The 24,643-nt window shown below is 26.8% G+C and carries 25 protein-coding genes, 1 tRNA gene and 2 riboswitches; of the genes, 4 read left to right on the plus strand and 22 right to left on the minus strand.

Going from position 1 to position 24,643, the window contains the following annotated elements; translation table 11 throughout:
* Window positions 1-155: 155 nt before the first annotated feature.
* The 6 genes from QOZ84_RS02760 to QOZ84_RS02785 all read right to left on the minus strand — a co-directional run bounded on the left by QOZ84_RS02760 (window position 156) and on the right by QOZ84_RS02785 (window position 5,011).
* Window positions 156-1,634 (minus strand): sensor histidine kinase, encoded by a 1,479-nt coding sequence (locus QOZ84_RS02760; protein WP_284131436.1) that lies wholly within the window; start codon window positions 1,632-1,634, stop codon window positions 156-158.
* A 3-nt stretch (window positions 1,635-1,637) separates the two neighbouring features.
* Window positions 1,638-2,327, minus strand: a complete 690-nt coding sequence (locus tag QOZ84_RS02765) for a response regulator transcription factor (protein WP_284131437.1) — start codon at window positions 2,325-2,327, stop codon at window positions 1,638-1,640.
* A 22-nt stretch (window positions 2,328-2,349) separates the two neighbouring features.
* Entirely contained in the window at window positions 2,350-2,982 is a 633-nt protein-coding gene (locus tag QOZ84_RS02770) for an FMN-binding protein (RefSeq protein WP_284131438.1), read from the minus strand.
* Between the two features lie 26 nt (window positions 2,983-3,008).
* Window positions 3,009-3,875 (minus strand): 4Fe-4S binding protein, encoded by an 867-nt coding sequence (locus tag QOZ84_RS02775; RefSeq protein ID WP_284131439.1) that lies wholly within the window; start codon window positions 3,873-3,875, stop codon window positions 3,009-3,011.
* Window positions 3,876-4,039: 164 nt separating this feature from the next.
* Entirely contained in the window at window positions 4,040-4,423 is a 384-nt protein-coding gene (locus QOZ84_RS02780; protein ID WP_284131440.1) for a DUF6483 family protein, read from the minus strand.
* 129 nt (window positions 4,424-4,552) lie between these two features.
* Entirely contained in the window at window positions 4,553-5,011 is a 459-nt protein-coding gene (locus QOZ84_RS02785) for a GNAT family N-acetyltransferase (protein WP_284131441.1), read from the minus strand.
* A gap of 203 nt (window positions 5,012-5,214) precedes the next feature.
* Between QOZ84_RS02785 and QOZ84_RS02790 the strand changes: the two genes are divergently transcribed.
* Complete coding sequence (locus tag QOZ84_RS02790) at window positions 5,215-5,637, plus strand: VOC family protein (RefSeq protein ID WP_284131442.1); 423 nt, start codon at window positions 5,215-5,217, stop codon at window positions 5,635-5,637.
* A 73-nt stretch (window positions 5,638-5,710) separates the two neighbouring features.
* Here QOZ84_RS02790 and QOZ84_RS02795 read toward each other — a convergent pair whose 3' ends face one another.
* On the minus strand, window positions 5,711-6,376 hold the full coding sequence (locus tag QOZ84_RS02795; RefSeq protein WP_284131443.1) for a Bax inhibitor-1 family protein: 666 nt from the start codon (window positions 6,374-6,376) through the stop codon (window positions 5,711-5,713).
* A 160-nt stretch (window positions 6,377-6,536) separates the two neighbouring features.
* Between QOZ84_RS02795 and QOZ84_RS02800 the strand changes: the two genes are divergently transcribed.
* Window positions 6,537-6,854 (plus strand): hypothetical protein, encoded by a 318-nt coding sequence (locus tag QOZ84_RS02800; protein WP_284131444.1) that lies wholly within the window; start codon window positions 6,537-6,539, stop codon window positions 6,852-6,854.
* A gap of 121 nt (window positions 6,855-6,975) precedes the next feature.
* Here the strand turns inward: QOZ84_RS02800 and QOZ84_RS02805 are convergent, their stop codons facing one another.
* Window positions 6,976-7,554, minus strand: a complete 579-nt coding sequence (locus QOZ84_RS02805; protein WP_331496501.1) for a dihydrofolate reductase family protein — start codon at window positions 7,552-7,554, stop codon at window positions 6,976-6,978.
* Window positions 7,555-7,829: 275 nt separating this feature from the next.
* Between QOZ84_RS02805 and QOZ84_RS02810 the strand changes: the two genes are divergently transcribed.
* On the plus strand, window positions 7,830-8,456 hold the full coding sequence (locus tag QOZ84_RS02810; RefSeq protein WP_284131445.1) for a chloramphenicol acetyltransferase: 627 nt from the start codon (window positions 7,830-7,832) through the stop codon (window positions 8,454-8,456).
* A gap of 44 nt (window positions 8,457-8,500) precedes the next feature.
* On the opposite strand, the gene gcvPB is transcribed toward QOZ84_RS02810, so the two are convergent.
* Both gcvPB and gcvPA read right to left on the minus strand, forming a co-directional pair.
* Window positions 8,501-9,958: an aminomethyl-transferring glycine dehydrogenase subunit GcvPB gene (gcvPB, locus tag QOZ84_RS02815; RefSeq protein ID WP_284131446.1), complete on the minus strand. Its 1,458-nt coding sequence runs from the start codon at window positions 9,956-9,958 to the stop codon at window positions 8,501-8,503.
* Window positions 9,958-12,450, minus strand: a complete 2,493-nt coding sequence (gene gcvPA / locus QOZ84_RS16580; protein WP_331496502.1) for an aminomethyl-transferring glycine dehydrogenase subunit GcvPA — start codon at window positions 12,448-12,450, stop codon at window positions 9,958-9,960. The genes gcvPB and gcvPA overlap by 1 nt, the downstream gene beginning before the upstream one ends.
* 85 nt (window positions 12,451-12,535) lie before the next feature.
* Window positions 12,536-12,617, minus strand: a riboswitch (glycine riboswitch).
* A gap of 4 nt (window positions 12,618-12,621) precedes the next feature.
* A riboswitch (glycine riboswitch) is annotated at window positions 12,622-12,723 on the minus strand.
* A gap of 208 nt (window positions 12,724-12,931) precedes the next feature.
* On the opposite strand from gcvPA, the gene QOZ84_RS02830 reads away from it, so the two are divergent.
* A complete protein-coding gene (locus QOZ84_RS02830; protein ID WP_284131447.1) occupies window positions 12,932-13,798 on the plus strand; it encodes a GGDEF domain-containing protein in 867 nt (288 codons plus the stop codon).
* A gap of 43 nt (window positions 13,799-13,841) precedes the next feature.
* Here QOZ84_RS02830 and QOZ84_RS02835 read toward each other — a convergent pair whose 3' ends face one another.
* The 12 genes from QOZ84_RS02835 to QOZ84_RS02890 all read right to left on the minus strand — a co-directional run bounded on the left by QOZ84_RS02835 (window position 13,842) and on the right by QOZ84_RS02890 (window position 24,544).
* A complete protein-coding gene (locus QOZ84_RS02835) occupies window positions 13,842-14,102 on the minus strand; it encodes a hypothetical protein (protein ID WP_284131448.1) in 261 nt (86 codons plus the stop codon).
* Window positions 14,103-14,239: 137 nt separating this feature from the next.
* A tRNA-Lys gene (locus tag QOZ84_RS02840) sits at window positions 14,240-14,315 on the minus strand.
* Between the two features lie 167 nt (window positions 14,316-14,482).
* Window positions 14,483-15,319: a MerR family transcriptional regulator gene (locus QOZ84_RS02845; protein WP_284131449.1), complete on the minus strand. Its 837-nt coding sequence runs from the start codon at window positions 15,317-15,319 to the stop codon at window positions 14,483-14,485.
* Window positions 15,320-15,403: 84 nt separating this feature from the next.
* Window positions 15,404-16,744, minus strand: coding sequence for an MATE family efflux transporter (locus QOZ84_RS02850; RefSeq protein WP_284131450.1), 1,341 nt, complete (start codon window positions 16,742-16,744; stop codon window positions 15,404-15,406).
* Window positions 16,745-16,917: 173 nt separating this feature from the next.
* Window positions 16,918-17,250, minus strand: a complete 333-nt coding sequence (locus QOZ84_RS02855) for a hypothetical protein (protein ID WP_051590301.1) — start codon at window positions 17,248-17,250, stop codon at window positions 16,918-16,920.
* Between the two features lie 224 nt (window positions 17,251-17,474).
* Entirely contained in the window at window positions 17,475-17,660 is a 186-nt protein-coding gene (locus QOZ84_RS02860; RefSeq protein ID WP_026901602.1) for a DUF1858 domain-containing protein, read from the minus strand.
* A 1-nt stretch (window position 17,661) separates the two neighbouring features.
* The gene (locus QOZ84_RS02865; protein WP_284131451.1) at window positions 17,662-18,339 is read right to left on the minus strand and encodes a nitrite/sulfite reductase domain-containing protein; all 678 of its coding nucleotides are present in this window, start codon (window positions 18,337-18,339) and stop codon (window positions 17,662-17,664) included.
* Between the two features lie 6 nt (window positions 18,340-18,345).
* Window positions 18,346-18,990: a hypothetical protein gene (locus QOZ84_RS02870; RefSeq protein ID WP_284131452.1), complete on the minus strand. Its 645-nt coding sequence runs from the start codon at window positions 18,988-18,990 to the stop codon at window positions 18,346-18,348.
* 127 nt (window positions 18,991-19,117) lie between these two features.
* Window positions 19,118-20,986 carry a PAS domain-containing sensor histidine kinase gene (locus QOZ84_RS02875; protein WP_284131453.1) on the minus strand — a complete coding sequence of 623 codons (1,869 nt, stop codon included), beginning with the start codon at window positions 20,984-20,986 and terminating at the stop codon, window positions 19,118-19,120.
* Window positions 20,987-21,168: 182 nt separating this feature from the next.
* Complete coding sequence (locus QOZ84_RS02880; RefSeq protein ID WP_284131454.1) at window positions 21,169-23,619, minus strand: cell wall-binding repeat-containing protein; 2,451 nt, start codon at window positions 23,617-23,619, stop codon at window positions 21,169-21,171.
* Window positions 23,620-23,675: 56 nt separating this feature from the next.
* The gene (locus QOZ84_RS02885) at window positions 23,676-23,897 is read right to left on the minus strand and encodes a YdbC family protein (protein WP_284131455.1); all 222 of its coding nucleotides are present in this window, start codon (window positions 23,895-23,897) and stop codon (window positions 23,676-23,678) included.
* Window positions 23,898-24,016: 119 nt separating this feature from the next.
* Window positions 24,017-24,544 (minus strand): hypothetical protein, encoded by a 528-nt coding sequence (locus tag QOZ84_RS02890; RefSeq protein WP_284131456.1) that lies wholly within the window; start codon window positions 24,542-24,544, stop codon window positions 24,017-24,019.
* Between the last annotated feature and the right edge of the window lie 99 nt (window positions 24,545-24,643).

Genomic DNA, 24,643 nt, shown 5'->3' on the forward strand with positions numbered 1-24,643 from the left:
TTATATTAATAGTATACAAGTTTTCTCTATCATAAATCTCCGTAAACCAGTGGCATATTTGTGGCACTTATGTGGCAATATTATTTTTTTATAACACAAAAGGGCTAGTCTAAATTTTAAGACAGCCCTTTTGTATTTTAATTATTATTTTATTTTTAGTTACTTTTTTCTTTACTAATACAAACAGTAAACTTAGCACCTAAATCAGTGTTTTGTGCATATACATTCCCATTATGTTTTTCTATAATAGACTTTACTATAGAAAGACCTATACCATTTTTGCCCTTATTACCCTTATAAAATCTATCAAATACATGGTTTAAATCTCCATCATTTATTCCTTCTCCATCATCTTCTATATATATAATTATATTTTCATCTAAGCTCTTGCATCCTATTATTATTTGACTATTAGCATATCTAAGAGCATTTTCTATAATATTTAAAAAAGCTCTGTGCATACTTTTCTCATCACAATTTAGCATTACTTCATCTTCATCAAAATCATATTTAAATTCAATACCCTTACTCATAGCCCTTGCTTTTTGTTTTAATGTGCAATTAGATAAAATTTCTCTCATATCACAATCTATTAGATTATAATCTTTAGTTATATTATCAATTTTTGATATGTATAATAACTCTTCAACCATATCACTTAACCTATTACTTTCTTCTAATATAATCTCACTTGCACTATCTTTATCTATTACATTGTATTTTATAGCCTCTGCGTACCCTTTTATAGACATAAGAGGAGTCCTAAGTTCGTGAGATGCATTTTGGAAAAATATCTTTTGTTCTTTATCATATTTATCTAGATACTGTACACTTTTGTTCATTATTTGACAAAGTTCATCAAGCTCTCTATCTGAAAAATCAAATTCAGACTTGCTAAAATCGCCTTTCCCAATATTTTTTGCAAAACCACAAAGTTGTTGTATCGGTTTTGCTATTTTATTTGAAAGTATTATAGCTGTTATAATTGCAAGTATACCTGCTATTGCCATAACTGCGATTAAGACTGTATTTATTTGATTTGCTAAGTTTAAAGTAGATGATATATCTATAAATAAGATTAAATAGTTTTCTTCTTTACTTTCTTTACTTTCTATACTTTCTATTTTTAATATAGATGCATAGTATTTTCCACTAGTTGTTGATATCTTAAAATTTTCATTACTATGTAAGTTGATTTTTTGATCTTTAATTTGATTTAATATATTTTCGTATTCATCAATATTTTTTAAAAAATCATCTTCTCTAGTTGGAAATTCTAAGTTATAGTTACTATCAATTACCATAGCTTCTGCATTTGAATTCATCTCTGCCATTCTTACTTTCTCTAAAACGCCTTTCATAAACTCCGGAAACTCATTTTTTTCATGTTCATAATTTTCAAATTCTTTTGGTATTGGTTTTTCTTTAAGAGGTTTTGCTGGGATTAGACTTTTATCAAAGTGTTCTACTAAACTTGTTGCCTTTCTTAATTCACTATTTGAGTTTTTTTCTATATATGTATTCACTAAATTATTAAAAGAAAATATTATCCCTAAAAATATAATTACTAATAACCCAAGTATACTTGCTAAAATCCTAGTCTTTATACTTACCTTCTTTTTAATTTTTTTCATTTATTAATTCTCCTTAAGCCTAAAACCAAATCCCCAAACAGTTTCTATTATTATATTAGTTTGAGATATTTTTTTACGAAGTCTTTTTACAGTATCATCAGCAGCTCTTGTTTCGATTTCACTATCATATCCCCATACTTTATTTAATAATTCTTCCCTTGATATTGCCCTATCCTTATTCTCAAATAAATATGTTAAAAGATTGTACTCATTAGGAGTTAAATCTATATTATTATTCAAATGACTTACTGTTTTTGTATCTGTGTTTATATTAATATCTCCAAATTTAAGAATAGGAGATTCATTTTTATTATTTTGTACTTTTTCAAAATCTATTCGTCTAAACATCGCCTTTACCCTCATAACAAGTGCCATAGGGCTAAATGGTTTTGTAAAGTAATCATCACTTCCTAATGTTATTCCTGTTATATAGTCTATATCGCTATCCCTTGCTGTTAACATTATAATTGGTACTGTACTTTTCTCTCTTATTTTAGTACATATTTCAAATCCATCAGAACCTGGCATCATAATATCTAAAATAACAAGGTCACATTCTTTATTATTAAATTCTTCTAATAGTAAATCCCCATTTTCAAAGTCTTTTACTATATGTCCATCATTTTCTAAAAATGTTTTTACCAATTTTCTTATGTTAGTTTCATCATCTGCAATATATATTAATTTTGACACAAAATACCTCCTTTTAAATATTTTACTGAACTGATGTATCTAAATTTGATTGTGTATTTTTATTAGTACTTTTTGATTTTTCATTTTGTGATGAGCTAGCTCCTTTTAGTGCATTATTTACTGCATTTATAATTCCAACACTACTATAAGTAGCTCCTGAGACTGTGTCTACTTTTGTACTTTGTAATTTGATTATTTCTGATGGTACTTGTTCAAATGCTTTTTCATAAAATCCTGGAGTTTCGTTGTGACTTGTTATTTGTATATCTGATATTTTTGAGTTAGAAACAACAACGTCTACCTTAATGTTGGGAGCATAACCAGATGCTTCTCCTTCATAAGTTCCATCACTATATTTCCCATTTAATACATCAACACTATTTTCAGCTTCTAACGAGCCTTGTCCTTCATTATGATGTCCTGGTCTTTTTCCACCTTTATCTATATCATTTTCACCATTTTTTATCATTTCTTCAAACTGTTCTTGAGTCATACCATCTGATATTTTTTCACCAGGTATTTCTTTATTTTCACTTGAGCTAGCAATGTTCATTTCTTGTTTAACTTGAAAATTTCCTACAAAACTAGTTCCTATTGAACCAATTATTATTCCACATATTGTTGCTGCTACTATTTTATTTTTACTATTTTTCATATTATGTTTTCTCCTTTTAATGTTAACTATTTTACCTCTAGACTTTCATCTAAATTTGTATTTTCTTCTAAGTCTTTAGAAGTAAAATATATTGTATTAGCTTTTGGGCATACTTTTTTATCTACACAATCTAAACATGAAATGCATCTTACGTCTCTAAGTGCTTGATTAGTTTGAATTTCAATTCCCATAGGACATTTTTTATTACATCTTTTGCAGTTTAAACATCTATCCTTGTCTCTAACAACTCTAAAAACTTTAAACTTATTAAATATTCCTAAAAATGCTCCATATGGACATAAATATTTACACCAAGGTCTTTGTATAAATAAAGAACCTAATATTATTAAGATTAAAATAAAAACTCCTATTAAACTTATAGAACTTCTATTAAATATCCCTAAAAACGCATGGTATGGATTAATTGCTTCTAATACCATAACACTAGAAGATGCAGTTAATATTACTGCTAAAACCAAACTTATATATCTTAAATACTCTAATTTATTATCTAATTTTTTACTTATAAAATTATTGTACTTACCTCTAAATATTTTTTTACCAACTCTAGCTACTAAATCTTGAATAACTCCAAATGGGCATATAAAACCACATATGACTGGTCCTAATATTATAGTTAAAATTATAGATAATCCTATAACTATCCCTAATATACTTTTGATTTTATCTACCCATAATGTAGATGATGTAATAAATTGATAAATACTAGTGACACCACATGTAGGGCATATATAGTGAAATATCGACTCTGATATCCAAGGTATTGGCTCATTTATACTAATTAAATAGTGGTTAAATGCTGATATAATAACTGTTATTAATACTGCTATTTGTATTAATAATCGTTTATTTACTTTTGTTATTTTTTTCAATTGTGCTTTCCTCCTGTTTACCTATTAATTTGTTTTTCTTATAAATAAATTATATATTTTAATACTATATAATTCTCCGTAAATTCTAGGCACATTTGTGGCAAACTTGGTGCAATAAAAAAGGGGCTTATATAAGCCCTGTTTTGTTATAATATTTTTATTTTTTACTTTAGTAGCGTCTGATCAAAAAACGGAATTTTATAAATCTCTAAAATATCATGCAATCCCTCTAATACTTCGTCTCTTGAGAAATTACATTGTTCTAATTTTTCATCATCTAGTTTATTGATTTCTTGATAAAAAGCCACAGCTAATTTTAAATACTCTACATTACTTGCCTCTAAATTTTTAAAAAGTATATTTTCACCTTCACAAATTTTATTTTGTTTAATAAGTAATTGAATCTCGTTATATAAAATATCAGTCTGTGAATAATTATCGTGATTTTTTATTTCATAAGCTATTGTATCTTTTTTAAATACTAATTTAGCTATATATCTTCCTATAGCTTCAATCTCTCTAATTAGGTAGTCTTGTGTATATCCCATTACTTTTCTCCATTCCTAATATACATCCGCATTTCGGACATATATTATATTCTATCACAATCTTGTCCCCCTAAAGTTATATTAAAATCTTAATTTATAGAAATTATAAACTTTAACTATATTATAACCTTAAAGTAATCTCTTTGACATACACATATTAGTTACTGTATATTCTAAATTTTCATATAAATTAATAGCTGTTTTGTTATGTCCAAAAACATGAAGTTCTATTTTCTTTAATCCTAAGTTCTTGGCTACTAATTCAATTTCTTTCATAGCATATTTACCATATCCCATACCTTGATATTTTTTTAAAATATTTATTTCACATATAAATCCTACTTCATCGTCCTCTTTGTTAAGCCAAATCATTCCAACAACTTCATTTTTATCAACTACAGAAAATAAATAATTATCTTGTGTTTTTACACCCTTAGGCAATAGTTCAGTATATTCTTTTCTTGATTTTAAAATTGCTTCTTCTTCACTCCAATTACCTGCCTTAACTCTTTCTTTTGCATAATTATCTATTGCCTTATCTATATATTGTTTAAACTCTGTATCATTCATAGCTCTCAAAGTACTCATATTATCTCCCCCCTAAATTCTTTTTAGTTATTATATATTCAAAAGCTTTTAGAAAAATCATCTTAAAACATAAATCTCTAACTATATCGTTTATTTTAAAAATTTATAAATTATAAAATAATACTTATTGATAATCTGTCTTATATATAATATAATGACTACAATAAAAATTTATAATATATAAAATAGTCAGGAGTTAAAATATGATACAATCAATCGCTTATATAGCTTTAGTTGTTAAAGACTATGACGAAGCTATAGAATTTTATACAAAAAAACTTAACTTTAAATTAGTTGAAGATACATATCAGCCAGAACAAAATAAACGATGGGTCGTTGTATCACCACCCGGGTCTAAAGGTACTTCAATTCTGCTTGCAAAAGCATCTAAGCCTGAGCAAGAACCCTTTATAGGTAACCAATCAGGTGGTAGAGTTTTTCTATTTTTAGGAACAAATGATTTTTGGAGAGACTACAACGAAATGATTTCAAAAGGTATAGAATTCGTAAGAGAACCTAAAGATCAATCATATGGTACAGTTGCAGTATTTAAAGATATATACGGTAATTTATGGGATTTAATACAGTTTGAAGAAAACCATCCTTTTGCAAAACAAGTAAAATAATATTTTTATTTAACAAAAAAGATATTAATAATCTCAAAGATTATTAATATCTTTTTTATAATAATTTTATTTACTAATTTTTTAGTTCCCATATAAGTCTTAAAAGATCTAAGAAAATATTTACAAAATCTAAATAAATATTAAGTACATGTATTGATAAATCTTCACGGTCCACTATATTCCCTTTGCTTATTTCCTCTTTTAGCAAACTTATATCATACAAAATAAATCCAGAGAAAATTATTATTCCTGCTATACTTAAAATTATATTAGTTAATTTAAAATCTATAAATATACTTATAATAGTAAATATCAACAACCCTATCAGACTGTATAATAATGTTTTTCCTAAATTTAAATAGTGCCCCGCTTCTTTTTTATTTGATACGATTGATAATATTGTTAGTATGATAACAGTTCCTATTAATGTATCCATTACAATCCCAGCACCTAAGTCTTTTATATACATTTGTAGTATAGGATACGTTAATATACCATCTATAAATGTAAATATATAAACGTAATTCATAGAAAATCGAGCTGGTAAAGCAGATTTTCTAGACATAATTGCTAATATTAGCAATCCAATTATTACAAATATTAATATAAAGTTAGCATAATACACTATACTTTCTGGTATAAATGCTTGCCCAAATGCAAATCCGATAAACATAAATAATATTGATAAAGCTAGATATTTAAAAACCGAAGCCATTGGGTTATCCATTGTTTTACTCATATTAAAATCTCCCCCCTTTAAATTGTTGTATTGTACAATTTTACCATATTTTAATATAAATTAAAATCTTTAGACATCTAGTGCTATAATTATATTGTTAATAATTAGATAAACTTATTGAAACTATATTTAATTATATTTTTTAAGATGGGGGATGCTTATGAACAGTTTTATTCTAATAGGAGTAATATTTATTCCATTTTTTATATTTTATAACTTGTGGTGTATAAATAATAAGAAAATATCAATATGGATAAATAGTAAATTCGAAGTTACTCAAGATGACTATTTTAAATTTCAATTTAAAAGCAGTATAATTACATGCTTACTTATGGCAATATTTATTATTATAGCTGTTAATTTAAACTTAGAGCAAAAATATATCTTTTTCATACTAGCTATATTCTATATCTCAATTTATGCAACAGAATCTATTGCAATAAAAAGAAACTATATAATAAAAATTCAGAATCTATAACACAATGGCAGTACTGTCACCTACTATGTGAATGACTTTTTTAATGTGAATTGATATAAAGGTGGTGAATATATAATGTCCGAAACTATATTTACACTCAGTTATATCAATTCCATATTATTTACCTTTTTGAATACCTTAATATAACAACACCGCTATCTGTTAAATATTCTTCTAAATGAAGGTTTATATGCGGGTTATTCCCTAAAAATAACGGTCTACCTTTTCCTAATATAGTAGGTATTATACCTATAATATACTCATCTATTACGTCAGCCTTGATGAAGCTATCAACAAGACCTCCACCTCCAAATAAGAATATATCTTTTCCTTCATTTTTTCTTTCTTCTTCTATGATTTTTACTATATTACCATTTATAAAATGTATATTACCATGATTTTGTATATCTTTTGAAGTTGCTACATATACTTTTTTATCTTTAAAGTCATTATGAAATTTTTGATCATAACAATTTTTACCCATTACTACAATATCTATTCCTTCTAAAAATTTACCATAGTCCCACTTATTTTTTGTGTCTAGCTTACTATCTCCATCTCCAACTATCCAATCAAACCCACCATCATCACATGCTATATATCCATCCAAACTAATCGCTAAATTTAATATTATTTTTCTGTTCATATTATTTTCCCTCGCTGATTTTTTTACTCCTTCTAATTCATTTTTACTATTCATAAAAAAACACCACTTTTATTTTTTTAAATTATATTTATATAATTTACCTTATTTTAATATTTAGTACAATTATTTAATTATGAACATTAAATAATTATCGTTTATTTTTTTATTACTATTATATCTAAATATTTAAAGCTAATATAATAAATAAACAACTTAAATATAGATTTATAAATGCATTTTTACAGTATAGTATTTAATTTACTTTAATTATCACGTGGTTTATAATATAATCAGTTGAGAATTTTGTAAATTTATATCTAGGAGGAGAAATGAAATATATTAATTTTAATACTTGGAAAAGAAAAGAACACTATGATTTTTTTAAGAGTGTAGATAATCCACAATTTAATATTTGCGTTAATATCGACGTAACAAATTTCAAAAAATTTGTAAAAAATAACAACCTATCTTTTTACTACAGCATGGTTTATGCTTGTACATATGTAATAAATCAAACAGAAGATTTCCGTTATAAAATTAGAAATAATGAACTCATTTTACATGATGAACTACATCCATCTTTTACAGATATAGGAGACAATAAAGATTTATTTAAGATTGTTACAGTACCTTTTAAAAATAACATTATAGAATTTTCAAACGCTGCAAAGGAAGCTTCTATTAATCAAAAAGAGTACTTCCCTAAAATTGATAAGAATCAAGATGAGTTAATATATTTTTCTTGTCTTCCCTGGGTTTCATTTACTAGTATTTCAAATGAAATGATAATGAATAAAGAAGATTCTATACCAAGAATATCCTTTGGAAAATATTTTAATGAAAACGATAAAATACTCCTTCCTTACTCGATACAAGTAAATCACATGCTTTTAGATGGAGTTCATGTAGGTAAATACATAGAAAACTTACAAAAATTACTTAATAAAATTAAATAAAAAAAATGCTGTAGTACTTGTTAGTCTACAGCATTTTAATTTATTTAATTTTTATGCCAAGTTAATACAGGCGTCTTTACTGCTCTTGCTTCATCCACTCTTTTTATAGTAGTGTTGTGTGGTGCAGTTTTTAAAATTTGTGGATTCTCTATAGCTTCTTTAGCTATTTTTTTCATTGCATCTATAAAATCATCTAATACTTCTAAACTTTCAGTCTCAGTCGGTTCTATCATAATTGCTTCACTTATTATAAGTGGGAAATAAATTGTAGGTGGATGATACCCATAGTCTAGCAATCTTTTAGCTATATCCATAGTCTTAACATCTATTCCTTGCTTTTTATCAATACCTAATACAAATTCATGTTTGCATACACGGTCTATAGGTAAATAATAATATTCTTTTAATTTTTCTTTTAAATAATTAGCATTTAAAACTGCCATAGAACTAGCTTCTTTTAATCCTTCTTTTCCCATAGATAATATATAAGCATAAGCTCTTACTATTACTGCAAAATTGCCATAGAAATTTTTAATTTTACCTATTGATTTAGGTTTATCATAGTTTAGCACATATTTATTATTTTCTTTTTCTATTATTGGTACTGGTAAAAATGGAATTAATTCTTTTTTTACGCCTACTGGACCACTTCCAGGTCCGCCTCCTCCATGTGGAGTTGAAAACGTCTTATGAAGATTTAAATGAACTACGTCAAACCCCATATCTCCAGGTCTTGTTATTCCCATAATTGCATTCATATTAGCCCCATCATAGTATAATAATCCACCAATATCATGAACAAGTTTTGCTATTTCTTCTATGTTCTCCTCAAATAATCCAAGTGTACTTGGATTTGTAAGCATAAGAGCAGCTACTTCATCATCTAACACGCTTTTTAGCTTCTCTAAGTCTACTCCTCCATCTTTATTGGATTGTATTTGAACTATCTTAAAACCAGCCATAGTTGCACTTGCTGGGTTAGTTCCATGTGCAGAATCTGGAACTATTACTTTATTTCTTTTAAAATCCCCTCTGCTTTCATGATATTTTTTTATCATCATAAGCCCTGTAAGCTCACCATGAGATCCCGCTGATGGTTGTAGGGTTACTTCATCCATTCCAGTTATTTCACCTAACATCTTTGATAAATCATACATTAATTTTAGTGAACCTTGAGCTGTACCTACAGGTTGATAAGGGTGCATTTCTGTAAAATCTGAAATAGCTGCCATATCCTCATTTATTTTAGGATTATACTTCATAGTACATGACCCTAATGGATAAAATCCTGTATCTACACCAAAATTTTTATTAGATAGTAATGTGTAGTGTCTAACTACATCTAACTCACTTACCTCTGGCAAATTTAGTTCTTCTTTTCTAAGCATATTCTCATCTATCATATCTTCTATCTTTATATCATCTATATCAAGTTTTGGAAGTGAATAGGCTTTTCTGCCTTTTTTAGATATTTCTATTAGCGTATTATTGTAATCTTTCATTATCTTCCCTCCATAATTTCAACTAACTTATCTATATCTTCTTTTCTTCTTTTTTCAGTTACGCAAAGTAATACACTGTTTTGTAGTTTTTCATAATCTTTTTCTAACTTATATCCTCCTAGGATACTATTTTGTAGAAGTCTTTTATTTACATCATCGATACTTTCTGTAGATAATATTGTAAATTCTTTAAAAAATGCTCCTTTAAATACTGGTTTATATTTACCACTTTGAATTAGCTTGTTGTAAGCATAATGAGCTTTTTTAATACACTGTCTAGAAACTTCCATAAAACCTTCTTTGCCCATTACAGACATGTATATAGATGCATTAAGAGCATTTAAAGCTTGATTTGAACATATATTAGATGTAGCTTTTTCTCTTCTTACATGCTGTTCTCTAGTTTGAAGTGTTAATACATATGCTCTATTTCCTTCGCTATCTATAGTTTCGCCTACTATTCTTCCTGGCATTTTTCTTGTATATTTAGACTTAGTTGCCATAAATCCTACATATGGGCCACCAAAGTTTAAACTATTCCCTAAACATTGAGCTTCTCCTACAACTATATCCGCTCCTATTTCTCCAGGAGTTTTTAATAATCCTAAAGATATTGGGTCTACACTCATAATAAGCATTGCTTTATTTTCATGAACTATTTTTTCTATTTCTTCCATCTCTTCAATTATTCCAAAGAAATTCGGGTTTTGTATAAGAACGCAAGCAGTATCTTTTCCTACGTTTTCTCTTAAACTATTTATATCTGTAATCCCGTATTCATTACAAAAATCTACTTCTACTATTTCACATTTATTAAATTTCATATAAGTTTCTAATATTTTTCTAGTTTCTGGATGAACAGTTTTAGACACTATTACTTTTTTCCTTTTAGTTTGACCTACTGCCATAATACAAGCTTCAACTGCTGCTGTTGCTCCATCATACATAGATGCATTTGCTATTTCCATTTTTGTTAATTCTGCTATCATTGATTGAAATTCAAATATTGATTGAAGAGTTCCTTGGCTTATTTCTGCTTGATATGGTGTGTATGCTGTGTAAAATTCGCTTCTTGAAGTTATGTGTTTAATAAGCGATGGTACATAATGGTCATATGCTCCTGCTCCTAGAAAACAAGTCAATTTTTCTAAATTTATATTTTGATTTGCTAAGTCTTTTATTTTTTTACTTACTTCTAATTCTGATTTATACGTATCTAAATTTAGTTCTCTATCTAGTCTTAAATTTTTCGGTATATCTGAAAACAAATCTTCTATATTATTTATTCCTATACGTTCAAACATTTTTTGTTTATCTTCATTTGTTGTTGGTATATAAGAAAATTCATTTATATTTTCTAATTTTATGTCTTTAGTATCGCTTTTTAAATCTTTTTTATATTGTTTTTTATAAAAAGGTCTTTTTATAATTTTAGCTTTTACTATTCTCTTTCTAATTGCTATATCTATTTCACCATCAATATTTGCATATTTAGAATCAACAATTGCTAATCCTATTATTTTATTTAATGTAGGTGAAGAACATCCAGTAGTTACAAATCCAATAACTTCATCATTTACCCCTATATCATATCCATGTCTAGCTATTCCCTTACTTATCATTTCAAATCCAACTAATTTTCTTTTTAATCCATCTTCTTTTTGTTTAACTAAAGCTTCTTTTCCTATAAAATTATCTTTATTAAGCTTTACAAAATAAGAAAGACCAGCTTCAAGTGGTGATATCTCTTCACTTATTTCATTTCCATAAAGAGGTAGGCAAGCCTCAAATCTCAAACTATCTCTAGCTCCTAAGCCTATTGGTTTTATATCTTCTTTTCCTGCTTTTAATATTTCATTCCATATGTCTTTTACATCTTCATTTTTACAATATATCTCAAATCCATCTTCACCTGTATATCCAGTTCTTGAAACTATACATGTTTTTTTACATACATTTAAATCTTTTTCAAAGTTAAAAAATTTAATTTCATTTAAATCTATATCTACAAGATTTTGAAGTATTTCTTGTGATTTAGGTCCCTGGATTGCTAGTTGTGACATTTCGCCTGATATGTTATTTATATTAACTTCGTAACCTTTGCTTTTTTCATTTATCCATGCTATATCTTTATCAGTATTCCCTGCATTTATTACTAGCAAGAAATCATCATTATTAAATTTATAAATTAATAAATCATCTACTACATTTCCATTTTCATAACACATAAGGGTATAAATAACTTCATTATTTTTTAAGATACTTATATCATTAGTAACTAAATTTTGTATAAATCTTTGAGAGTCTTCTCCCTGTATCAAAATTTCTCCCATATGAGACACATCAAACAATCCGGCGTTATTTCTAACACTTTCATGCTCTTTAATCATACCTTCATACTCTAGTGGCATTTCCCATCCGCCAAATTCAAAAATTTTAGCACCCATTTCCTTATGTATATCATTTAAAGTCGTTTTTCTTAATTCACTCACTTATACCCCTCCTCAATTCATATATATTTTTATACATTAAAAATAGGATATATGGGCAACTCGAATAAAAGTTGCCTATATATCCTCTGTTTGTATACCTGAAAGTTTCAATAATTTAAATTATTTTGCTTCTTCGGTGACTTATAAAAGCTATAAGTCTTTCCAGATTTCCATCAATTAACGATATTTTTGCCTGAAAGTTTCTTTAAAAATCGGCATTTTTAAATTGCGTCTTCGGCTCCTTTATAAAAAGGTATCTCTCGCTAATATCATTTGAATATTATTTTATTTTCAATGTAATAGTAGATAGTTTTTATTAATTTGTCAATATATATTTTTATATTTTCAATTTATGTTTTTTATGGTTAAATATCTATTGGCATAATGAATATTATTAATCATTTAAGCATAGAATTTTACTTTGATTTTATTTATAATAAGTATATAGTATTAGAGCTTTTTAGTTTAGGGGGTATTCAATTTGTTAGACTTAAAAAATTATATAAATATATTAGATAATATATTTATTATTAAAAGAATAGTTAATCCTCAGGATAAAACTATTATAGATTTTGATAGTGATTTACCTACAGCATCAAGCCATGCCTGTTTTGATTTTTGGGAGAGAGGCAATTCATGTCCTAACTGTATTTCCATGAGAGCGTTAAATGAAAATGCTTCTTTCTCAAAAGTAGAAAATATCGATGATAGACTTTATATGGTAATTGCTGCACCTATTAAACTAAATAATGATAAATATGTTGTTGAATTGCTAAGAGATATTACAGATGAAACATCAGCGTCTTTATACGTGGATAAAACATCTCAAGACCTACAAAATGAAATATATAAGTTAAACCAATTAGCTATAAAAGATCCTCTTACAAATACATTTAATAGAAGATATTTAAATGAACAACTTCCATGTAATCTTAAGAAATTTAATGATTGTAAATTTTCTTTAGCGATTATTATGGTAGACTTAGATAAATTTAAAGATATAAATGATTCATTAGGACATCTTTGTGGGGATTATATATTAAAAGAAGTTTCATTTATACTAAAATCCTATATTAAAAATTATAATGGATGGACTTGTCGATATGGAGGAGATGAATTTATTATATATGTAGAAAATATATCTAAAGAACAATCCTACATTATTGCTGAAAATTTAAGAGAAGGAATTAATAACTATAAATTTGTATATAATAATACTCCTGTACACACTACATGCAGTTTTGGCGTTTGCTTTTTAAACGAAAAAAATATTGATTTTAATGATGTCATAAATAATGCTGATATGAAATTATTAGAAGCAAAGAAAACTAGAAATACAGTTATTTAACAAAAAAGCTCTATTAAAAAAAATAGAGCTTTTTTGTTTCAATCTATTTTTCATCAAAGTCTACGTGTATTTTACCTTGTGCAGTATTAATATCTATATATGATAAATTAAAATTATCATCCATTACATCAATTTGGTATTCAAAGAAAACATCATCTTCTTTCTTTGACATAAATATATAACTTCCATTTTCTTTTTCTTCTATTTCATCACTAATCTCTTCATATATTTCTTGACCACTTACAGGTCCATTATAACCTGCAGCTACTATTTTTTCTTCTATAAATTTATATAATTCTTCCATAATTTTACCTTCTTTCATATCATTGATAAAATATAGTTTATTATTAATTCATCAATGTTGTCAACTATTTTTAATACTTAATTAATATAATTTTCAGTATAAAAAAAACTCTTAGATAAAATATCTAAGAGTTTAACTGGTGATCCATCCGCGACTCGAACGCGGGACACCCTGATTAAAAGTCAGGTGCTCTACCGACTGAGCTAATAGATCGCATTAAGTCATTTTGTTTTGCTGGTTTTTGTTTAGCATCTCTGCTACAAATATAATTATATTATATTTTATTTTTTTCGTCAATACTTTTTTTACTTTTTTTTACAATAAGCCTTATTTTTTTAGGATAAGGCTTTCATTCACTTTATTTTATATGTATTTTAGGATTAAATTTTTATCTCAATTTGACCTAAAGACTTTTCTCTACCATCATTTCCAACTCTAGTCATTATATATATTTCATAAAAATCCCCTTGTACTTTAATATTATTGTTTTTAATATAATCTATAACTTTTTTATAGTATTTATAAGCATTAATGTATTGATCATCAAAATACAAAGTTATATAATCTCCTTTTGGTAAAACAATGACTTTATTTTCTTCATAATCTATTTCTTCTTCTAAATGAATCATAACGTTATTATAAGTTACCTCATGAATATTATTTGCATTTTTATTAATATTATTTATATCATAATAAGATGTAGTAAAAACAATTTCAGCATTAGAATCTCCGTAAGTTCTCTCGATTTCTAACAACAACTCTCTTAAGTTTAATTCAAACTCATCAGTGTATCTAGATGTATATTGATATTTCAAAAATTTTCTTTCTTCATTATGTTTTATAAACACTTCATTAATTCCATTTTTCAAAGATAGCCTTATTTTATCTTCAAGAGAATTAATTTTATATTTTATACTTTCTAATTCTTTTATTTTATCATCTACAAGCCTTCTCTGATTGCTTAGTGTATCTAATATAGACTCTAATGACGTGTAGTTTTTAATTACTTCTTTAATCTCATCTAGTGCTAATCCCATAGACTTACATTGTTTTATTAAGTCCATTGTCAAAAAATCTCTTGTCGAATAATATCTATACCCAGTACTGCTATTAGTATAAGAAGGCTTTAGTAAATCCATTTTGTCATAATGTCTTAGTGTTTGTACCGAAATATTATGTAGTTTTGACATTTGCCCAATAGAAAAATGATTTTCCATACTCTTCACCTCTATTATAATTTTTAAAATTTAAAAGCTATGTTCAAGTTAACTTAAACATAGCTTTTACTTATTCTTATTATATTATATATTTACAACTTCTTGAAGAGTATCTTTTTCTTGTTCATCTACAGATTTATCTGTGTATGATTTTATATTAGCTATTAATGCCATAACAACAAATGTTATACTCTCTGATGTTAATACACTAAACCATATACCATTCATACCAAATAAGTTAGGTAATACCATTAAACATATTGGTAAAAATAACATTGATCTAAAGAAACAAATTAAATTTGAAAACTTAGGTATTTCTATAGCTTGGAAGTAAACTAAAGTGTTTAAGTTTATCCCCCCAACTATATAAGCTAAACAAGATATCTTTATACCTGTGTATCCTAATTCTACTATCTTAGGATCATTTGTAAATATTCCTACTACTTGTTTTCCAAATACAAAACAAATTAGAGCTGCTGAAATACTTACTATAAGTGATGCTTTGCAAGTTATATTATAAAACTTAAGCATTGTTTGTTTATCTTTTTTACCAAAGTTATAACTTATAAGTGGTTGTGCACCAAATGTTAATCCTAATAATACCATATAAATATTTGTAGTTATATAATTTATTATACTATATGTTGAAATTCCGATTTCTCCTACATACCTTACTAAAGCTATATTATGAAGTAATACTATAACTGAAAAACTTGCTTGTGCAAAGAATGACGGGAACCCTATTGATAAGAAGTTCTTTATAGTGCCCATATCTAAACTTACACTTCCAAAACTTAAATTTCCTTTTTTTCTTAGGAAATGAGGAAGTAATATACTTACTGTAACTATTTGACCAAGTCCAGTTGCAATAGCTGCACCTTTTATACCAAGTCCAAATATAAATATAAATACATAATCTAGTGCTATATTAGTTATAGCCCCTGCTATTGTTGATACCATTGCTAACTTAGGTTTATTATCATTTCTTACAAAACTATTTAATACTATTCCAACTAAATTAGGAATACAAAATATTGCATAATATCTAAGATAATCTACTGATAAAGGTTTAAGATTATCTGTTGCTCCTAACATTTTTACTATTGGCTCTGTAAATACTATACATACTATACTTGTAATAGCACTCACTATTAAAAGTAACTTAAATACTTGTCTAAAAATATTTACTGCCTTATCAGTATCCCCAGCTCCTACATTTTTAGAAACTAATGCTCCTCCTCCAACTGCAAGCATATTTGCTATACCAAATAATACTACAGTAAAAGGTAACACTATATTTATTGCGGCTAAGGCGCTATCTCCTACACCTTGTCCTACAAATATTCCATCTATAACTGTGTATAATGAAGATATAAACATTGCTAAAGCAGATGGAACAGCATATTTTAAAAATTGATTTACCATATTTTTCACCTCTTATTAAATTTTCCTACTGACCTATTATAAACTCTATAGTAAGTATAGAGTCAACATTTAATTATAAAATCTCAAATTTTCATAAAATTTAATTTTTTATTTCAACAAAAAAAATGAACCCCTTTAATAGAGTTCACTTTTAATGTGTAAATTTTTTAAATTTAAGCAAGTTCGATTACTATAGCATCATCTTTTAAATCCCAGTCTATAGTCTTATATTCATTATAAAGTAATCCTGTATCTAATTTTATAAACAGTCTTACCTTTAAATCTTTGTGCTTGTTGAAAAATTTAGCTCTGTATTCTTCACTATCTAAACAAACAAGTGCTTTATTGTTTTTCCATTGTACAAGATTTACTAATTCTTTTTTACTGTTTTTCTTTTCTTCACTTATGATTAACATGATTTCGTTATCTATAACCTTGTACCACTTAGAATACTTTTTAACTCCGACTATATTTTCTTTGCTTATACCTCTATTTAATACCTTCATAAAATTAACACACACCTTTGTTTTTTTTATCTCTATTTAACTCACTACTTTAATTTTAATATAAAACGGAGATAAAAACAAATAAAATCAAAATTTATTTATTTTATTTGCTTTTACTATATACTTTATGTCTTATTTGTGATTCGTTTTTGTATAAATATTTTGTATACTCACTAAAAAAGAGTAGTTAATTAATTACTCTTTTTTGATAAATATATTAAATTTTAGTTTTGGTTTAATTTAGCTAAAACTTCTTCTAAATTTAATCCATGTATTTCACAAGCTTGTTCTAATTTTTCCATTTGAGCTGATGGGCATCCTATACATCCCATTCCAAAACTCATAAGTATTTGAGGCGCATCCGGCTTCATTTTTATTATATCTGCTATTATAGTATCCTTAGTTATCATGTTATAAACACTCCTTTAAATTTGATATTTTAAGTACATCTGCTCTAAATATATCTATGCTTATTCTATCTATAAAATCACCAAGTTTTTCACCCATCTGACCATTTTCATTGTAATAATCTAATATTACTTTAACCAAATTATAAGCTTCATTTTCAGATAGACCTTTAGTTATTATATCTGCTGATCTTGGATAAAACCCTGCACTTCCTCCTGCACTTATAAAGAACTTTCCATCTACATCTACTAATACACCTACATCCTTACTGTAAATGCTTGTGCATGCATTTCTACATCCTGCTACACCTATTTTAGTTCTATTTGGTAGAAGCATTCCATGAAAATTTTTACTTATTTTCATACCTATCCCTATTGTTGGATGTTTTGAACGCTTACAAAAATTTGCTGGACATATTTCAACGTTCTTAACTGAGTTTTGATTTTTAACAGCCGGCTCCATATCTAACTCTTTCCATATAGATTTTAAATCTTCTTCTTTAAGGTTAGTTATAAGTATTCTCTGACCTGACGTTAATTTTAATACTCCATTATATTTTTTAGCTACTTGTGCTATTTTTATAAGAGTTTCTGGAAGTACAAATCCCCCTGGTATATGAGGGGTTATTCCAAAGGTCCTTTTTCCATCCATAATTTTTTGTAAGTTTGCATAATTGCTCATTTCAAACTATCCCCTTTTTATTGTATTGATAGTAATGTCTTTATTTTTTACCTTTTGATAAAAATATTTAATTGCTAGACTTTCTACAAATGTCTTTACCCATAAATCTCTAAGTTCATAAAGATATTGTAAATTGCCTTTTCCTAATTCATAATTAGCTTTGTGTATACATCCTTGTTGCTCATAAACTACACAATCATCGTTTCTTTGTGTTAAAGAGTTTGCTCTATCGCAAGGCATCCCTGATAATATATAGTTATTCAATGATATATAAACATTCTCTGGTGAATCTATTTTGTTACTCTCATTATTTGCACATTTTTTTGCTTGAGAAATATATGCATTCTCCGTTATACTTTTACTTTCCTCTTTGTATAGTTCATAGTATTTAGTTATTATATATGCACTTCTACTTTCTACTACTTTTATCTGTTCTTGTAACCAACCATGTATGTTTCCTACATCTATTAAATCTTCTAGTGGTTGATCTTTAATGTACTCTCCATATATATCAACTGCTTCTTTTTGTATTTTTAAAGCTTCTTCTTTATATTTTTCATGATGAAGTTTTACTATTTCTTTCTCTAAATCTTGAGCTAGCTTTATTTTTTCAAAAAGCCAAGTGTGTATTGGTGCTAAAAATGTACTCATAATTAAGGTCTCCTTTTACTTTCTACAAACTTAGTATTTCTTTTTTAAGTTTATTTATTAGTATTTATTATGAATTTATTATACACATTTTTACCAAATTATCCTGTAACATTCGTTACATATTTTATTATTTTGTTGAGGTGTATATGTCTGAAAATTCTATATCAATATTTTCTACGTATTTATTATATTTAGGAATTTTTCTAGAACATTCTTTTTCATCACATAAACTTATCGGTAACTTTATTATAAATTCACTTCCCCTACCTTTTTTACTATATACATTTATAGTTCCATCATGCAGATCAACTAAAGACTTTACTATTGATAATCCAATCCCACTACCTTCGCTCAATTTGGTCATTCTATTATTAATTTGCTTAAATAGTTTAAATACATCATCTAACTTATCTTTTGGTATTCCAACTCCATTGTCTTTCACTTTTATATACAAATATTCTTCTTCAAAATTTAAACTAACTTCTATTTGTCCTTTTTCTTTTGTATATTTAATAGCATTAGAAAGCATATTTAACATTATTCTCTCTACTTTTTCTAAATCAAAAGCCATAATTTTTTCTTCTACATTAGTATCAAATATTACTCTTATATTTTCTTCATTGGCATAATTTTGAACTGATTCACAAATATTTTCAATAAATTCGACTATATTATAGTTTTGTTTATTTAATTCTAAACAACCAGAGTTTAGTCTTGTGCTATCTATTAAATTATTTACCATTTTTAAAATTCTGTATCCATTTTGTTTAATTATATTAGTGTAAGTTATGTATTTACTAGAATCATATCCTCTATCTATCATAGACTCAATCAATTGTATAGAACTAAATATAAGGTTTAATGGTGTTTTAAATTCATGAGATAAATTAGCAAAAAATTCCATTCTAAGTCTTTCAAATTCAAGCTCTGCCTCTTTTCTATGAGATATATCTCTTGATATGCCTAATACCCCACCAACCATTTCATGTTCATCTAAAAAAGGAACTTTTACAGTTTCAAAATACTTAGTACTTCCATCCCTACATTTTTGCGAATGATTTGATATTATAGTTTGTTTTAATAATCTTATTTGTTCTTCTTCTTTTTTGTATTTTTTTATTTTGCTTTTAGATTTATTTATTTGTTCTTCTGATTTTCCTAATATATCTTCTTTTCTCAAATTCATACTTTGTGCAAAAACTTTATTGCAATGTCTAAATATACCACTATTATCTTTGAAGAATATACTATCTGGTATAGTATCGCTTATTAATTCTAGCATCTTAGTATCAGATATTTCTTCATTTATTAAATTTTTTCTTCTTAGGGTATCTATACACATACCTATTGTACCTACTATATCACCATCATTTTTAATAACATGGTTTAGTCCACAATAACAGTTTCCATTAAAAAATGTTAAAGACTCCATACTTTCTAATTCCCCTGCTAATAATTTTTCATCACCCTTTACAAAAACATTAGCTTCTTGTTCTGGAAACACCTCAAAATCAGTTTTTCCTACTATTTTATTTGGTGTAGCATTTGGGTATAGGTCTAAACTTTTATTTAAGTATACATAACGGCCATATTTATCTTTGCACCATATAGCAGTTCCTATTTTATTTAATAAAAGCTTTATATTTTCATCAAGTTCTATTTTCTTTGTAAACCATACTATATATTTATCATCATATATATGTCTTATGTCTATTTGATAAAAAGATCCTAGTATATCAACAAAATCAACTATACTAAGTTCTTTAATTTCATTTAATTTATCTGCCTTAGAAAATAAGTCACTGTATTTTCCGCTATTTATTTTGTATTTGTGTTTTTTTAAAATTTCTTTTTCAGCAATATTGTCTAATTCTTTATTGGTTCCTATGACTTCTATGTCACACGACTTTTCATTTTCATGTTTTATGAAGCTCGCCCACATACACGGTGTAGGGCTATCATAAATTACTTTTAGGTAATCCTCTCTATCTAACATAATCCCCCTCCTACTACATTTACTATATATTATGTCTATTATAATATATGTAAGTTTAAAATGGTATTTTTTATAGTATTATCAACTTACAATTTTTGGTATATGCTGCGAAAAAAAAGATATATTATAGTTATTTTTAACATTGCGTCAATAAACTATAATATATCTTTCTTATTTGTTAATTATTTAATAATCTGTACGCATTCATCTATAATTCTTTTATCCATTCCACCTACTTGAATAATCTTTGTAGCATTTTTAACTACAGATTTATCACTTCCAACATTAGCTAATACAACTGGATATTCCTTAGCTAAGGGTGATACTGTAAGTGCATCCACTAATACATCTCCTTTTGAAACATAAAATTCATTAGTATTTGGATAAAACTTCTCTACTACTAACTTGTTAGTAGCAAATCTATCTATTCCACCAAGTCTTATTGCATTAGTATTTTTAGCTATGTTATCATTCATTACATCACTTGATCCAATTACATAACTTTGCATATTTTTAGTAGAAAATTGTGTATCCCTACCATCGGTTAATATTATTGGAGACTTATCTCTACTTGCTACAGACGATACACTCATAGCGTCTGGTTCTCCCTTAATTCCATTTACTAAAAATACTTTATTTGTACTTGGATTTATTTTTTTTATTTCTTGTGCTACTTTATAACTAGTTTCAAATCTATCAGTTCCACCAAGTCTTACAACTTCTATTTTATTTGACTTTAATTCATTTTCTATTGAGTCAGAAACCACATCTGAACTCCCTATAATATAAACTTTAGTCACACCTTTAAGTCTATCTTTAGTCTCATCTGGAAGAGAATCTTTTTTAGCTAAAAGTATAGGTGAATTAGAAGCTCCTGACAATCCACTAGCACTAAGTCCATCTACTAAAGTTTTGTCTGCATTAACAAGTATAGCACTTGTATAACTTTGATTATCAGCTATCATAGCTGCTGTTTGATATCTATTTTCACCCACAATTTTATCTACAATCACTTTAGAACTTTGCTGATTTATAATTTTTATATTACCTTCATTTATATACCCTTTCATCCCCCAGTTATAACTTCCTGGTATCGGATTTGCTACATTTGAAGGAGTTATTCTGTCTGGATTTATCTCCACATTTGAGTTTCTATCATCTGAAATAACAACAGGTTGACCTTTAGATACATTGTATAAGCTATTTCCTTTTTTATCCTTTATATCTGATGTTTTATTAACTAAGCCTAATCTGTATCTATTATAATCACTGCCTCTTCCTTGAGAAGATAAATATACGTTCATTTCATCCATAAAGCTAGATGCTTTTTCTCCCCAGAAAGGATCTGATGCATATCTAACATTGCATCCTGAATCTTTGTTTCCTACATTGCCTCCAGAATATCTCCAGTCTTTTGGATTTAAATATCCATTACTCATCCATGTTTTAGCAAATTCGTCTATACAATCTTCTACGCTATTAAATTTCATAGCATCTTGTGGATTTGAATCATTTGCTTTTATCCCAAATAAATTATTTTTAGTTTTAGATAAAGTTGACATTCCTCTTCCTGATTCATTCATTGCAATTCCTATCATAAATGATGCGTTTACTCCATGCTTATCTTGAGCTTTTATGAAATATTTTCCACTTCCTCTTAATGCACTTCCTGATTGTGTTTTAGCTTCAAAATATTTATCAATATCATTGGCGTTATATACTGTTTTACTTCTTCCTGTTAAATATTGATAGTAATTATAATATGCATTGCCTGCATTTATAGAATTTTCATGATTATCAGCTTTTGCATCTGATACTAAAGTGTTTATGTCATTATAAAAATAATTCCCATCATAACTATAATATTTATTTCCGGATTTCATAAAAGAAGGTGCTCTACCTATAGTTCTTTTACTTCCATTATTTCCTTGTACATTAGAGCTTATATAGTGTACTAATTCTCCATTTACACTTTCATAATAACTTAAATTAGTAGCTTGATTGATAGGTAATAGCACTATATTAGTACCAGTTTTATCACTTTTTTCTATCCAGCCAGTAAAACCTGCCACTTCTATTTTTACCATAGTATCAGTTTCTTCTATAACTGGAACATCATCAATATATCCATGATTAATGTATGTATGAACTTTTGATTTATTAGAATCTTCATATAAATCTACTGTATAATTCATAGCACTTTCAGATATACCGTCTCCCACTTTAACAATACGACCTATAGAATTAGTTGTGTAAGCTATTACTCCCTTACTATCTATAACCGTTGGTATAATATTTCTTTGTTTGTACTCGTATTCTAATCCATCTGCTATACTTACTGCTTCTTCTATTGTTGAAGCTTCTTGTACAAATTTGTAATCTCCACTTTCATCAGCAAGTGCCACCTCATAATTTGAATCAGTTTTCATTTTAAAATATTTCATGTTTTCTAATTCAGATAGATCGTTTATAACTTCTTTTGGCATATCTTTTATTTGGCTAACTGCCCTTGGTGTTGATTTTGTGTAAGTTTCATATTCATCTGCTTCGTTTGCATAAGCTATTGGCACTATACTATTAATAGCCATAGCACTAATAACTACCCCCATGCATATACTTTTCTTTAGTTTCATAAAATCCCCCATTTATAATATATTTACCTTTATTATGTATAATTGTTAATTAATTTTTATAAGTTCATTTCATTTAATAAATCCTTAAGAGCCTTAAGGTCTTCATTTGTTAAAGTAATGCCCTTACCCATTTTTTCATGATTTGATGACCAATCTCTTAAATCAAATTTTGGAGCATTGTTGTTCCAACTAACTAAATTTAATTCTTTAGTCCATCCTTTACCAGAGTTTGATATAACACCTATTTCTTCTTGTATTTCAAATTTTATTTCTGCCATTTTGTCTCTCCTGATTTTTTTACTTTTTATTTTATTTTAACATATTTTTGCTACTTAATTGCTAGAATATACCATTTAAAAACAAAAAGGTATGACTTTTTTAAGTCATACCTTTTTATTTATATACTAAATCTATCTATTAAGTTCTTCACTATCTCTTCTAAGTCTCCAGATTCTTCAACTTCTGCTATTTTTGGAGATATTCCTTTTTCATAATTAACGATACTTATTACGTATTCTCCATCTTCTGAATCTATTAAAAGACCTATTAAGTTATCTAAATTAAGTTCTAAGTCACCTATATCTTTTATAAGATTTTTATCCATATACAAATCGTCTACGTAATGTTTCATACTGTATTTTGTACCATCTATAAATTCAAACTTTTCAGCACCTTCATGCGTTTTTCCTATTATAAATAATAATGCATATTCTTCATCTAATAAAACTTCTTTGTAATCATCTGCATCTTTTATATCTTCATAATCTTCATCAAAAGTTATTACATCCATATAATCTTTATCTATTAAATTTACCCTAGTAACTGAACTAGAATGTTCAAATAACATTTCTACTGCGTTATCTTCGTAGTAATTTATAAAATTATTTAATTTAAAATCTTCAATCTTAATTCTAACTGGTTCCATGATATGTTTCCTTTCATTACTTTTAAATTTATCCTTAAATATATAGTAACAAAATATAATATATCACAAAAGCCATTTATTTTAAATCTTTATTCTACA

Origin of the sequence: Romboutsia sedimentorum (assembly GCF_030131845.1) — a bacterium.
Lineage (GTDB): Bacteria > Bacillota > Clostridia > Peptostreptococcales > Peptostreptococcaceae > Romboutsia_D > Romboutsia_D sedimentorum.

Coding starts and splice junctions, on each gene's coding strand:
- QOZ84_RS02800 (WP_284131444.1), top strand. CDS start 6,537: ATGAACAGTTTTATTCTAATAGGAGTAATATTTATTCCATTTTTTATA.
- QOZ84_RS02795 (WP_284131443.1), bottom strand. CDS start 6,376: ATGAGTAAAACAATGGATAACCCAATGGCTTCGGTTTTTAAATATCTA.
- QOZ84_RS02850 (WP_284131450.1), bottom strand. CDS start 16,744: ATGGTAAATCAATTTTTAAAATATGCTGTTCCATCTGCTTTAGCAATG.
- QOZ84_RS02860 (WP_026901602.1), bottom strand. CDS start 17,660: ATGATAACTAAGGATACTATAATAGCAGATATAATAAAAATGAAGCCG.
- QOZ84_RS02875 (WP_284131453.1), bottom strand. CDS start 20,986: ATGTTAGATAGAGAGGATTACCTAAAAGTAATTTATGATAGCCCTACA.
- QOZ84_RS02810 (WP_284131445.1), top strand. CDS start 7,830: ATGAAATATATTAATTTTAATACTTGGAAAAGAAAAGAACACTATGAT.
- QOZ84_RS02890 (WP_284131456.1), bottom strand. CDS start 24,544: ATGGAACCAGTTAGAATTAAGATTGAAGATTTTAAATTAAATAATTTT.
- QOZ84_RS02790 (WP_284131442.1), top strand. CDS start 5,215: ATGATACAATCAATCGCTTATATAGCTTTAGTTGTTAAAGACTATGAC.
- QOZ84_RS02770 (WP_284131438.1), bottom strand. CDS start 2,982: ATGAAAAATAGTAAAAATAAAATAGTAGCAGCAACAATATGTGGAATA.
- QOZ84_RS02855 (WP_051590301.1), bottom strand. CDS start 17,250: ATGAAGGTATTAAATAGAGGTATAAGCAAAGAAAATATAGTCGGAGTT.
- gcvPB (WP_284131446.1), bottom strand. CDS start 9,958: ATGAAAGATTACAATAATACGCTAATAGAAATATCTAAAAAAGGCAGA.
- QOZ84_RS02760 (WP_284131436.1), bottom strand. CDS start 1,634: ATGAAAAAAATTAAAAAGAAGGTAAGTATAAAGACTAGGATTTTAGCA.
- QOZ84_RS02805 (WP_331496501.1), bottom strand. CDS start 7,554: ATGAATAGTAAAAATGAATTAGAAGGAGTAAAAAAATCAGCGAGGGAA.
- QOZ84_RS02880 (WP_284131454.1), bottom strand. CDS start 23,619: ATGAAACTAAAGAAAAGTATATGCATGGGGGTAGTTATTAGTGCTATG.
- QOZ84_RS02870 (WP_284131452.1), bottom strand. CDS start 18,990: ATGAGTACATTTTTAGCACCAATACACACTTGGCTTTTTGAAAAAATA.
- QOZ84_RS02785 (WP_284131441.1), bottom strand. CDS start 5,011: ATGAGTACTTTGAGAGCTATGAATGATACAGAGTTTAAACAATATATA.
- QOZ84_RS02835 (WP_284131448.1), bottom strand. CDS start 14,102: ATGGAAGAATTATATAAATTTATAGAAGAAAAAATAGTAGCTGCAGGT.
- QOZ84_RS02885 (WP_284131455.1), bottom strand. CDS start 23,897: ATGGCAGAAATAAAATTTGAAATACAAGAAGAAATAGGTGTTATATCA.
- QOZ84_RS02865 (WP_284131451.1), bottom strand. CDS start 18,339: ATGAGCAATTATGCAAACTTACAAAAAATTATGGATGGAAAAAGGACC.
- QOZ84_RS02780 (WP_284131440.1), bottom strand. CDS start 4,423: ATGGGATATACACAAGACTACCTAATTAGAGAGATTGAAGCTATAGGA.
- QOZ84_RS02845 (WP_284131449.1), bottom strand. CDS start 15,319: ATGGAAAATCATTTTTCTATTGGGCAAATGTCAAAACTACATAATATT.